Source organism: Devosia sp. Z11_6, from assembly GCF_058133665.1.
The window spans coordinates 187,659-200,137 of record NZ_JBYUNQ010000001.1 but is presented as its reverse complement, the minus strand read 5'-3'; the positions used below and the strand labels follow the sequence as shown (position 1 = coordinate 200,137).

The window sequence follows — 12,479 nt, the reverse complement described above, 5'->3', positions numbered from 1 at the left end:
TGATACATCAAGGCCCAGTCGAGGTGCGTATAGCCGCCATCCACAAATAGCCACTGCCCCGTCGTGTGGCTGGCCCGTGCGACAATAGGAACCCTACGGTTATGGAGGACCAGATTTGAGCCGTTTTGACGGATGGGCTAAAGAGACGGCTTCCCCGCAGCAGAAAACCCGCCATTGCACACGATTCTCTCCTTCCTTGTCGTTTTAGCCTCTGGCATCGCTTCATGGCTTGGCACCCGCTTGGTGGAACGCCATGCCAGCCGCTGGGGCCTTGTCCAGGCCCCAAATGTCCGCTCGTCCCATGCCCTGCCGACGCCACGCGGCGGGGGTATTGCCATAGCCGTCGCGGCGGTTGTTGCCGGGTTGACCTTTGGCCTTGGCGGCACCCCGCTGCTAGTGCCTGTAGCAGCTCTAGCTGCCGCGGCGGCGGCGCTGGGTTTTGCCGACGATCTGTTGGATCTTTCGCCTGCCCTGCGCTTTCCGCTGCAGATCGCGCTATTTGCCCTGTTATACGTCCTTGTTTCACCCTTACCCGCACTGGCCCTCGGCCCCCATTGGATCCTTGCCGGCGCTCTGCTGGCCATTCTGGTCGTCCTGATGGGCGTCTGGTGGCTCAATCTCTTCAACTTCATCGATGGCATTGACGGAATAGCGGCAAGCCAGGCCATTCTGGTGCTGCTGGGGGCAGCTTGCATCTGGTGCCTGACGGCCGACGCGACGGCGCCATCCGCGGTGTTCTGGGTGTCTCTCGCAATCGCGGCGGCGGCGGCCGGGTTTTTGCAGCGCAACTGGCCACCGGCCCGCATTTTCATGGGCGATGCCGGCTCCTACGGGCTGGCCTTCCTCGTGTTCGCCATTGCCCTGCTCACCATTGCGGACGGAGCCCTGCCCTATGCCAGCTGGCTGATCCTGCCCGCAGCCACGGTAACAGATGCGACCGTTACCCTGTTGCGCCGGCTGGCGCGCGGGGAAAAGCCGTGGCAGGCACACCGCCGCCACGCTTACCAACAACTGGCCCGGCGCTGGGGCCACCAAACGGTGACGCTCCTGTTTGCCGCTCTGACCGCGTTATGGACCGTCCCCCTTGCGGCAGCGGCGGCTATGCTCCCCGCATGGCAATGGCCACTGGCGCTGCTGGCTTATGCTCCCCTGATCGTAGTTGCCACCGCAGCCGGTGCCGGTAGCGCCGCAGAAACGTCGCTCCGGGTGGCCTAGGCGATCATCCGGATGGGCGCAGTCTCCGTGATCCGCCCAAACAGCTCTGTGCGCGCCGCGGCCTCGTCGCCGCGTTTGATGGCGGCTTGCAGCGCTTCGAGGGCGTCGGGCACTTCATGGGCGCCGTTGCGCAGCGTGGCGCGCAGGATCTTGGGGTGGCGCGTCGGGTGGGCGCTGCTGGCGTCGTAGAACAGTTCTTCGAACATCTTTTCGCCCGGCCGGCTGCCGACAGTGACGATCTCGATGCTGCCCCCCGGATTGTCGCCGTCGCGCACCGTTTGACCGGCGAGCTGGATCATGTTGCGCGCCAGGTCCGAGATTTTGACCGGCGCCCCCATTTCCAGCAAGAACACGTCGCCGCCGTCGGAAAGCGCCCCGGCCTGCACGATCAGCTCGGCCGCCTCGTGGATGGACATGAAATAGCGCGTCATCGCCGGATCGGTCAGCGTCACCGGCCCGCCCTTGGCGATCTGCTCGCGAAACAGCGGCACTACCGAGCCGTTGGAGCCCAGCACATTGCCAAAGCGCACCGCACAAAAGCGCTGCCCGGTGCCGGCAGCTTCCGCCAGCCCCGCATAATGGCGCATGATCAGCTCGGCCCAGCGCTTGGTGGCGCCCATCACATTGGTGGGCCGCACCGCCTTGTCCGAGGAAATCAGCACGAATTGCTGCACCCCCGCCTCAAAGGCGGCGCGGGTGATGCAAAGCGAGCCGAACACATTGTTGCGCATGCCTTCGAGCGCATTGGCTTCCACCAGCGGCACATGCTTGTGCGCGGCGGCATGGAACAGCACATCGATCCGGGCGCAGTTCAGCGCGCGGCGCACCGCGGCTTCGTCAGTGACCGAAGCCAGCACCGGCACGATCTCGGCATCGGTCTGCTCGATCAGTTCGCGGTGGATGTTGTAAAGCGCAAATTCGTTCTGCTCCAGCAGCACCAGCCTTTGCGGTGACCAGCGCGCCACCAGCCGGCACAATTCCGAGCCGATCGAGCCGCCCGCCCCGGTGACAAGAATGGAGCGCCCACGGATCATCTCCCCCAAAAGCTCTGCATCGGCCGGCACCGAGGAGCGCCCCAGCAGCTCATCGATGTCGATCTCGCGGATCTGGTTGACCAGATATTTGCCCGCCAGCAGATCGGCGATATGGGGCAGCGTGCGGATCTTGATGGGGTGGCGCGTCAGATCGGCCACGATGCGCTGCCGCTCGGCCGAAGTCACCGAAGGCATGGACAGGATCACTTCCCGAATGCCGAAATTGGCGATCAGCTGGGGCAGATAGTCCGGCGAATAAACCCGCAGCCCCGCTACGTCACGTCCCTGCAGCGCGCGGCTATCGTCCAGAAACCCGGCGATCAAGCGCCGCCCTTGCGAGCGCAATGCCATGGCCAGCTGCGAGCCGGCTTCCCCCGCGCCATAGATCAGGATCTGCCCCGATTTCAGCTGGTCGTCGCGCGGCGCCCAGATGAACTGCTTGGCGGCAAAGCGGCTGCCAGCGATGAACAGCAGCCCGATCATCCAGTAAAAAAACGGCACCGAGCGCGGCACAATGCCATTGCCGGCCATTTCGGTTACGAACACCACCGCCACCCAAGCCAGGGCCGCCAGGGTCATGGCCTGCAGCATGGTCCAGATTGCCCGCTCGGGCAGGTAGCGGATCACGGCGCGATAAAGGCCGTGCCGGATAAAGATGGGAATGGCCACCAGTGGCGCAGCCGCAATCAGCAGCCATTGCGCGGGCGTGGGCACAAAGGGGGCGCTGTAGCGCAGCGAATAGCTCACCCAAACCGCGCCGGCCAGAACCACGGCGTCAAAGCCGATCAGCAGGACCCGCTTTGCCGGACGAGGCATGGCACCTAGGGCCGTTCTGAACCGTTCCAAAAGCGCCAAGATCAACTCAAATTCCCATGCATACGCCAAGCCGCCGACGCACCACCTGGCCATTAGTTACCCCGACGGGGCGTCCAGGAGAAGTGTATGCGGCACACACCTGGGCTTAAATAGGACGCAGCCCCCTCTCAATGCCGCGGTGGAAGCGCTGAACCTGCGTCAAAAGAGCTAGTCAGGGCGGGCACCGGCCCCTGGCTTTATGGCGTATTGAGCACGTCCTTGATGAAGCGATAGTGGCCGGCAGTCAGGCCCCCATCCACGGGGATGGTGACGCCGGTGATGCCTGACGCGGCGTCCGAAGCCAAGAACAGCACGGCATTGGCCACTTCTTCGGGCACCACCATGCGGCCCATCGGGTAATGCGGCAGCACCTTGTCGAGCAGATGCGGGTTGGCTTGGAGGCGATGGTCCCAGGCAGCCGTTCGCACCGAGCCCGGCGCCACCACATTGGCGCGCACACCGCGCGCACCCAGTTCCACTGCGATGGCCTTGCCATAGGCGATTAGCCCGGCCTTGGCCGCGGCATAGGCCGGGTTGCCGAAATGCTGCAGCCCGTTGACCGAGGAAATCAACACCACATTGCCCGCGCCCCGCTCGGCCATGCCAGCAGCGATGGGGTCAACCAGTGCATAAGCGCCATTGAGGTTGATGGCCATTTCGCTGGCCCAAACCGCATCATCGAGCTGGCCGAAATGCTCGGCGCGGGTGTAGCCGGCATTGGCGATCACCGCATCGGGCACGCCATTGGTCGCCAGGTGCGCCTGGACGGCTTGGCGCGTGCCCGCGGAATCGGTCTGGTCAAAGAGGATGCGAGCGGCGAGCGGCAGGCCTTCCAGCATGCCCAGGTCGCGATCGGCGCCAACCACCTGCGCGCCCGCTGCAGCGAATTTTTCCACCAGTACCCGGCCAATGCCGCCGCCAGCGCCCGAAATCAGCACCGTCTTGCCCCCAAGCCCCAAGAAAGCCTGCGTCATCCCTGCCATCTCCATCTGGTCTGCGCGAAACCGGCGGCCATAGGTGCCGGTGCAATCAACGTTCTGCACGCGCGGTGATATACGGCCGATCAGGGAGCGTGAAAGCGTCTTTTGCACCCGCCGCGAGAAATTCGCTGCGCAAGAGCTCAGGCTGCGGCGGCGGCTTTCGCCAAGAACTCAGGCGGGAGCAGGTGATGCCCGACGCCGCAGCTTGGCTGTTTGCACCAGCGTCCAGGCCAGCAGCAATTGCATGGCCAGGCCCGCCAGCAACATGGCCCCATCCAGCAGCGGATCGGGCGAAACCCCGGTCTTGATCGTTTGCAGCGCCATGCTGATCAATGTGCCGGTGGCAAAAACCGCAAGACCCTGCTGGCCCATCCAGCGCAAGGGCGCGGCATAGGGTGACCCCGCGATCTGTCGGGTCCAGGGCAGGCAGGCAAAGACATAAAACAGCGCCAGGGCATGCAGCAGCCGTGGCAGCGCCAGATAGGTCTTGTCGAACCAGGTGATGTAGAACGGCAGCCCGGCCCGGCTCAGCGCCCCCAATACCCCCCGCCCCGCTTCCGCCAGCGCCGGAATGCGCGCCCACAGCAGCACGAACAGCACAAAGCCAAGCGCCACCCGGAACAAGGTCTTGTTGGCCGGCACCAAGCTTTCCCCCGCTTTCATTGCCGCGCCCGAAAGCAAGCCGACAACAAAAAGGATCTGCCAGGACAGCGGTCCCAGGAACCAGCCGCCTGGGGCGGGATAGCTGGGGAAATTGAGCCGGAACTGCCCCGCCACTATCCAGACCAGCACCGAGCCCGCCATCACCCAGAGCGGCTTGCGCAGCCCGGCCCAAAGCAGCGCCGGCGTCGCCAGGAGCAGCACAAAATATAGGGGCAAGATATTGAGATAGCCCAACTGGTGGCTCAGCAGCGGAATGCCGATCATCACCCCGAGCGGCTGCTTGAACAATGCCGCCACATTGTTGGTGAGCAACATATTGGGCAGCCCGAAGCACAAGGCGCCGGCGGCAAAGATCGCGAGCGTCACCACCGTCATGGTCAGGTGCACGAGATAAAGCTGGCGCGCCCGCGCCCAAACCTTGGCCAGCCCCGCCCAGAACGAGCCGGTGCGAAAACTATTGGAATAGGCCAGCCCCGCCGCCAAACCCGACATGAACACAAAGGCTTCCGCCGCGTCGGAAAAGCCGAAATTGCGGCTGGTGAAATTCTCGTAGATCGTGCCCGGCACATGGTTGATGAAGATCATCACCAGCGCCAGGCCGCGGAACATGTCGAGCCGGGGATCGCGCCGGCTGGCGGGGGCACTCGCCTCCCGCGCCGGCGCTCCGCTCGCAGTGCCCCTGGTCCTTAAGGTGTGCCCTGCCTGGCTCCGGCTGACCGCCGGCTCAAGCGTGGACATGCTGGCCGATCTTGCTCGCTGTCAGGTCCGTTTCCGGCTTGCCCTGCCATTGCTCCATGATGGCCACATGCTCCTTCATCACAGGGGTGATGCACTGCTCGGTCGGCGTGCGGAACAGCCTTGGCAGTTTCGATTTCCTCGAGGCATGCGAACTCGCGGCAATCAACACCGGCGCAAGGATCGCGGGCAGCATCGCCGGCGCCAGCCAGAGCGCCGCCCCGGGCGCGAGGGCGAGGGTCAGCCCCAGCGTCACCACGCCCGTCAGCACGATCCACCAGCTTGCGGACCAGGCCTGCCGCAGCGTCAACCCGGTTTGCGCCCGGTGCGTGGCGGGCCAGCCGCCATCGATCCCCAGCAGCACCTGCACCACTGCCCGGCTCTGCAACAGCAGCATCACCGGCGCCAGCACCGTGGAAAAGACGATCTCGCCCAGCACCGACAGCAGGGCCGCGCCCGTGCCGCCAACGCGCCGGTTCTGCCCGTCGACCATCCCGCGCAACAGGATCAGCAGCTTGGGCAACACCAGCACCAGCGCCACGGCAAGCCCCAGCCCCCAGATGCCGCCCGTCGCCTGCGGCAGCGCCGGCAACACGATCGGCTGGCGCGGAAACACCGCTGCAATAATGCTTGCCGCCAGCAGCAGCAGCCAGAACGGGGAAGCCATGTAAGCCATGACCCCCTGCACAAAGGTGAACCGGCTCCACCATTTCAGCCCTGGCGCCGCCAGCAGCCGCCAATGCTGCAGATTGCCCTGGCACCAGCGACGGTCGCGCTTGGCATATTCGATGAGGTTTTCCGGCCCCTCTTCATAGGAGCCCTCGAGCGCAGGATCGACCATCACGGTCCAGCCGCCGCGCGACAGCAGCGCGGCTTCCACATAATCGTGGCTCAGGATGTGCCCGCCCAGCGGCGGCTTGCCCGACAGCACCGGCAGCCCGCAATTGGCGGCAAAGGCGCTCACCCGCACAATGGCATTGTGCCCCCAATAGGGCCCTTCGCGGCCCTGCATCAGAGCCGCGCCACGCGCAAAAGCGGGCGACAGATAGCCGGCCGAAAACTGCATGCAACGCCCGAACAGGGTCCTGGCATTGATGACGCGCGGCACGGTCTGCAGCAGCCCTAGGCTCGCGTCCGCATCCATGCGCCGCGCCAGCTCGCCAATGGTTTCCCCTTCCATCAGGCTATCGGCATCCAGGATCAGCGCATAGTCATAGGCCGCGCCCGAGCGGGAAATGAAGTCCTCGATATTGCCGGCTTTCTTGCCGACATTGTTTTGGCGCCGCCGATAGAAAATCCGCCCAGCCGCCCCAGGCTCGCGGATCAACTGCTCGAACCACACCGCTTCTTGCGTCGCAGCTTCCAGCGAATTGCTGTCGCTGAGCACGGCGATATGGAAGCGGTCCGCGATGCCCAGCGCCACAAGGCTGCGGTTCATCGCGGCAATGCGCGCGAACACCGCCACGGGGTCCTCGTTATAGATCGGCACCAGGATTGCGGTCAGCCCCTTGGGCTTGGCGCGCGCATCAAATGCGGGCCGCCGCGCCGGCGTGAACACGCCCAGCACCGCCGCCGTCGCGCCCCAGACCAGCCAGAACCCGCTCAGCCCCACCAGCGCCACGCGCACCAGATCGAGCACCGAAATGCCGTCCGCGCCCGTATACTGGAGAAAAAGATAGCCGCCCCACAAGCTGGAGCCGGCAGCAACCAGGAGCGCCAGACCCCGCACCAGGACTGGCCTCATCATCGCAGGTAAGCCATGAACCGCATGGTTGGCGCCAGTTCCCCTCAGAGCCACGAGAAGGCAGTTATGGCATTGCGGAGAGCCTGGAACAAGGAGCGGCGCCGCTCCAGCTGCTGCTTGGGCATGGGGAGGGGAGCGTCAGGCAAGGCACTGGCAAAGAAGAGGTCGCCATCATACTTCATGGGTTGGCCTCCACTGATACAGCCAGGTTTCGGTCAGCTTGCGGCCGGAGCCCACAAGATAGGCCATGATTTCCATCGGGTTCAAAGCGTCCGCCTCGATATCGAGCACCAGCCGCCATGTGCCATTGGCCGGCACTTTGGAAAGCGCTGAATGGCGCACCACGCCGCTCGAGACTGTCGCCAGCACATCGATGCGGGCGTCCTCGGGCATGCCGGCGAGTTCACCGCCTTTGAAGTCGACGACGAATTTGCGCAGATTTGCGGCATTGGCGACGCCCGAGACCCCGCCCTGCCCGGCCCGGGTTTCGGCGACATAGGCAATTGGCGCGTCTTCGCTCGGATCAAGATCGCCCCAGATCAGCTTGTAGCTGAATTCGCGTTCCGACCCCGCCACAACGGGCTCGGTGGGGATCCAGAACGAAACGATGTTGTCGTCCACCTCGAGTGTCGAAGGAATTTCGATCAACCTGACCGTCCCTTCGCCCCAATTGCCAATTGGCTCGATGCGCACCGAAGGGCGGCGCTCGTAATGGGCGCCGGCATCCTGGTAAGTCTCGAAATCGCGGCCGCGCTGATAAAGACCGAACGCACGTGGATTGTTTTCCCAAAGATAGGAATTGCCCAGCGCATCGGTATTGCTGAGCGCGCGCCACAGCACTTCGCCGTTCTCGCGCTCAATCAGCAAGCCATTGCTGTCATGCACTTGCGGCCGGTAATCGTCAAAGCCGGCGCGATTGGCTTCGGCATAAAGGAACATCGAGGTCAGCGGCGCTATACCGAGTTCCTTGACGTCCTCGCGGAAATAAAGCCGCGCCGTCACATCCATGGCCGTGGCCTGGTTGGTGTCGCTGCCCGGGGTGAACACAAAGCGGTAAGCGCCGGCAAGGCTCGGGCCCTCGAGCGCGGCATAAACCACCAGCGGCTCGTCGCCTTGTGGCTTTTGCAGGTAGAATTCAGAAAAGCGCGGAAACTCCTCTGGCCCCTCGACCCAGGAATTAAGCACCACACCGCGTGCGCTCAGCCCATACACATTGTCCCGCCCCAGCGCGCGGAAATAGCTCGCGCCCAGAAACGAAATCAGCTCGTCCCATGCTTCGGGGCGGTTGAGTGGATAGTTGAGGCGAAAGCCCGCAATGCCGGGAAATGGCTGGGCGTGGGCGGCGGCATCCACTTCGGTATCGTGATACTCAAAATCGTCGGCGCTGAATTCCATGGGGTGCGCCACCCCGCCTTCAATCTCGTAAATGCGGATCGGCTCGGCAAACAACCAGCCCAGATGGAAGCCATGCACCTGGTAGCCGTGGTCATCGCCGGCCCACTTGGCGCGCTCGCCACGATATTGGATGCGCCGATAGGCGTCGTAATCCAGCCCGGTAAAGCTTTCCGGCAGGTTGAACACCGGCTTCTGGTAAGGGGCTGCGCCGATATCCTTCATGCGCGCGCTGAACGCGTCGAAATCAAAGGCAAATTCCTGCCGCTCCTCGAGTGCGGCATAAGCCGTGCTCGAAAGCGAAGTCGTCGACAGGAGCGCCAGGCCGGCGCCCATGATGTGCAGAAAATGGCGTCGATTCGGCAGCTCAAGGCGTGAACGCGTCAACTCAGTACCCAATAGGTTTGGCTCTATGCTCTTTCGGCAAATTCCGAATGGCGCATAGCCGTAAAAGTTGACGCATGGATGATATGCAACATCGGCATAACTTGGGCGGACCCGTCACACCCGTTTGCAAGCCCCAATCTGTGGCAAGAAGGACACAGGTTCGTGAGCCAAGCGCTGCCCTGCCCGCTAGAGTGAGGCCAGCGCCGCCAGCAATTCGCGCGCCCGCGCTTCTCCGGTATGACCCGCCAGCACTAGGCTCTGGGCCTTCGCCGCCATGGCTTCGCGCTGCGCTTCACTCAGCGATTCCAGCGCATCGATCACATCGTCGCTCGTGCGGGCGAGCACGATGGCTTCCCCTTCCGGCAACAATTCGGTCAGGCCCGGCCAGATATCGCTGATGATCGGCGTGCGGCACGCCGCCGCCTCGAACAAGCGCACGCTGGGCGACCAACCCGCCGCAATCATGTCGGCGCGCGTCACATTGAGGGTAAAGCGTTGCGCGCTGTAAAATGCGGCATGTTCGGCCGGTGGCAAATGCTCGATCCGCTCCACATTGGCCGGCCAGTCGATCTCGGCCGGGTATTGCGGCCCTGCCACCACAAAGCGCCGCTCCGGCAATTGCCGCGCCGGCTCCATCAGCAGCCGCTCCAGCGTCGGCTGCCGATCCGGGCTATAGGTGCCGAGATAACCCAGGTCCCAGCGGATCGCCGAGCCAGTGGGCCCATAGCGCTTGCTGTCCACCGAGCAATACAGCGCCTCGGCGCGCTTCGCGCCATATTCGGTTTCAAGGCGCGTCAGCACCGGCCCGCCCGAAAACGAGAAATAGATGTCAAACAGCGGGATCTGCCGGCGCGCCAGATATTCCTCGTCGCCCCGGTCGAGCTTGGCCAGGGTCACGGGCGTGTCGATGTCGTAAAAACAGAACCGCGTCAGCCCCAGGCTCGACAGCGCATCGATGGCGGCAACGCCCTCAGGCACATAAGAGCCCACCAGCACCGCATCGGCTGCCTGCAGCGTCGCGCCAAAGCGCGCGAGCAGGTCATCGACGCTGCTGTAATAAGCCAGTTCGCAAAAGTCGGGGTCCGGCAGGTCGCGGTTATTGGCGTACCAGGGCACGTCGCGCTCCAGGAACAGCACGCGCTTGCCCTCTGCGGCAACGCCGCGCAACAGTGCCCGAAAGGTCGTCGCATGCCCATTGCCCCACGACGAGCTCAGAGACAGCCCGACAACGACCAGATCGAAATGCTCGGTCATTGGGCGGCCTCTCCGACCCGCTCGCTATACTCCCGGAAGATCCGGTCCGCTTCCACCGCCCGATGATCATAGGTGTGCTCGCGCAGCACCCGCGCCAGCGCCGCCTGCCCGATCGCCTGCGCCCGCTCGGGAGATAGGGCTGCCATGATCTCGGCCACGTCCTGCCCGTCGCGCGCCACCAGCACCTCGGTCTCGGGTTCGAGGAACAACTCGATTCCTTCCCAGAAGTCAGTGATCAGGCACGCTCCGGCGCCTGCCGCCTCGAACACGCGCGTTGCCGGCGAAAAGCCATTGCTGGCCATGCTTTCGCGCGAAATATTGAGCACGGCCTTGGGCGTCACATTGAACGCATTGTGCTCGCCCGTCGGCACATGGCCGATATAGTTGATATTGCCGGCCATCGGCTTGTCGTGCCAGCCCGAGCCACCCAGCATGAAGCGCTGGCCGGGCGTGCGGGCCGCCGGCTCAAGGAAGAAGTGTTCCACCCGGGCTTCGCGGTCCGGCAGGCGATTGCCCAGAAATCCCAGATCGGCGGTGAAGCGCGGATTGGGCGCCACCGGATGATGGGTCTGCGGATCGAGCGCATTATAAACCGGGATGCACTCCTTGGCGCCCACCGCCTTATAGGCCGCAACCACCGGGTCGCCGCCGCCATAAGTCAGCACCAGATCGATCTGCTCCAGCGCCCGGCGCAGCGGGTGTTCGGGCGCGGCGCGCAACTCGGCGAGGGTCGCCGGCGCATCCACATCCCAGAAAATCTTGAGCGCGCCCGGCCGCGAGGCCTTGAGCACTTCATCGAGCAGCAGATCGTCCTCGTAGCCAACGCCGCTGGCCTTGACCACGATATCGGCTTCCACCGCATGGGCGGCCGCTTTTTTCAGCGCCTCGATCGTGCCGTCATAAACGACGACCTTGCACCATTCCGGTGGATCGATGTCGCGGTTCTTCTGGCGGTCATACACATCGGGTTCGTAGAACGTGATGTCATAGCCGCGCGCCGCCAGCGCCCGTAGCAGGCCGCGATAATAGGTGGCGGCGCCGTTCCAGTAGGCGGACAGCAGGCTCGAGCCATAAAATGCGATCTTCAAGAGGCGGCCTCCCCGGGGGCAAGTTGGTTGGAAACGCGGGCCGTGCCGTGCTGGCCCAGGATGGCCAGCAATTCGTCGACCCGGTGCCGGCAGGTATGGCGCGCCTGAATGGTTTCGAGGCCCGCCGCGGCCAGCGCCGCCGCCCGGTCGGGATCGGCCAGCACTTGCGCCAGCAGGCGCTGCATGTCCGCGCCATCGCGGGCAAACAGGAAATCCGTGCCTGCCCGGAACAACCCTTCAGCATCGCTCCAGGGCGCCGAGATCAGCGGAATGCCGCAGGCCAGCGCCTCGAACATGCGAATGGTCGGGATGCCCGGCAGGTTCTGCACATAAGGGCGGCGCGGAATATGGACGGTGACGCGGTGCTGCGCAAAAGCGCGCGGTGCATCGGCATTGGCGATCCAGCCGCCATAATCGAGCCCGGCCGCCTTGAGCGCCGCGAGCGCCGATTCCGGATAGCGCACGCCGCGCACCGTGCCCGTCAACTTGAGCTGCCGCGCTGGCTCGACAAGGAAACTGGCGATCTCGGCAGTGCGCTCATCGTCGCCCCAATTGCCGATCCAGATCAGGTCGCGCGTCCGCTCGATCTCGGGCATGGGGTGGAACAGCGCATCGTCCGCCGCTTCGTGCCAGGTGAACACCTGCTTGCCCCAGCCCGCCCGCAAATAGCGCTCGCGCAGCGTTTCGCCAAAGGCGAGGATCGCGTCGTAATGCTCGAGCTCGAGCCCGGCAATATCGCCTTCGGCGGAAACCGCGCGGTGATGGGTGTCATGGAACAACAGCGTCCAGGGCGCACCATCGCGCCGCAACTCCCCGATCCGCGCCACCAGCGCCGGCTCGGTCCATTCATGCACCACCACCACATCGGCCTCGGCCAGCGCCGCTTCGTGGTCGAACCCGGCCCCATATTGCTCGGAGCGCAGCATCGGGAAATCGCTGGCAAAGCGCTCGACCGCCCCCGGCCCTTGTTGGGCCAGCAGGTTCTGCCGGCTCCAGGCACCCTCGGGTTCGAGCGCTAGCGCCTCATGGCCGCGCCGGACCAGGTCGCGCATCACCCCGCGCAGGAAGTGGGCATTGCCGTGGTTCCAATCGGAAACCAGCGAGTGGGTATAAAAAACAAAACGCATCAGAA

General features: G+C 64.4%; 10 protein-coding genes. 1 reads left to right on the top strand and 9 read right to left on the bottom strand.

The genetic code is table 11. The annotated features are described in order from the left end of the window. Positions 1-174 precede the first annotated feature (174 nt). Positions 175-1,215: an MraY family glycosyltransferase gene (locus tag AC3YMN_RS00960; RefSeq protein ID WP_489888585.1), complete on the top strand. Its 1,041-nt coding sequence runs from the start codon at positions 175-177 to the stop codon at positions 1,213-1,215. Here AC3YMN_RS00960 and AC3YMN_RS00955 read toward each other — a convergent pair. The 9 genes from AC3YMN_RS00955 to AC3YMN_RS00915 form a co-directional block, all read right to left on the bottom strand. After that, complete coding sequence (locus AC3YMN_RS00955) at positions 1,212-3,065, bottom strand: polysaccharide biosynthesis protein (protein ID WP_489888584.1); 1,854 nt, start codon at positions 3,063-3,065, stop codon at positions 1,212-1,214. The two genes, AC3YMN_RS00960 and AC3YMN_RS00955, sit on opposite strands and share 4 nt — an antisense overlap. 236 nt (positions 3,066-3,301) lie before the next feature. Then, a complete protein-coding gene (locus tag AC3YMN_RS00950) occupies positions 3,302-4,078 on the bottom strand; it encodes an SDR family oxidoreductase (protein WP_489888583.1) in 777 nt (258 codons plus the stop codon). A 177-nt stretch (positions 4,079-4,255) separates the two neighbouring features. Further along, positions 4,256-5,485 carry an OpgC family protein gene (locus AC3YMN_RS00945; protein ID WP_489888582.1) on the bottom strand — a complete coding sequence of 410 codons (1,230 nt, stop codon included), beginning with the start codon at positions 5,483-5,485 and terminating at the stop codon, positions 4,256-4,258. Further along, the gene (gene mdoH, locus AC3YMN_RS00940) at positions 5,472-7,229 is read right to left on the bottom strand and encodes a glucans biosynthesis glucosyltransferase MdoH (protein ID WP_489888581.1); all 1,758 of its coding nucleotides are present in this window, start codon (positions 7,227-7,229) and stop codon (positions 5,472-5,474) included. Before mdoH ends, AC3YMN_RS00945 begins: the two co-directional genes overlap by 14 nt. 41 nt (positions 7,230-7,270) lie before the next feature. Next, positions 7,271-7,408 carry a hypothetical protein gene (locus AC3YMN_RS00935; protein ID WP_164854880.1) on the bottom strand — a complete coding sequence of 46 codons (138 nt, stop codon included), beginning with the start codon at positions 7,406-7,408 and terminating at the stop codon, positions 7,271-7,273. Further along, a complete protein-coding gene (locus AC3YMN_RS00930) occupies positions 7,398-9,005 on the bottom strand; it encodes an OpgD/OpgG family glucan biosynthesis protein (protein WP_489888580.1) in 1,608 nt (535 codons plus the stop codon). The genes AC3YMN_RS00935 and AC3YMN_RS00930 overlap by 11 nt, the downstream gene beginning before the upstream one ends. Positions 9,006-9,191: 186 nt before the next feature. Beyond that, positions 9,192-10,259 carry a CgeB family protein gene (locus AC3YMN_RS00925; RefSeq protein ID WP_172124372.1) on the bottom strand — a complete coding sequence of 356 codons (1,068 nt, stop codon included), beginning with the start codon at positions 10,257-10,259 and terminating at the stop codon, positions 9,192-9,194. Further along, the gene (locus tag AC3YMN_RS00920; protein WP_489888579.1) at positions 10,256-11,347 is read right to left on the bottom strand and encodes a CgeB family protein; all 1,092 of its coding nucleotides are present in this window, start codon (positions 11,345-11,347) and stop codon (positions 10,256-10,258) included. The genes AC3YMN_RS00925 and AC3YMN_RS00920 overlap by 4 nt, the downstream gene beginning before the upstream one ends. Continuing rightward, positions 11,344-12,474: a CgeB family protein gene (locus tag AC3YMN_RS00915; protein ID WP_489888578.1), complete on the bottom strand. Its 1,131-nt coding sequence runs from the start codon at positions 12,472-12,474 to the stop codon at positions 11,344-11,346. Before AC3YMN_RS00915 ends, AC3YMN_RS00920 begins: the two co-directional genes overlap by 4 nt. Positions 12,475-12,479 lie beyond the last annotated feature (5 nt).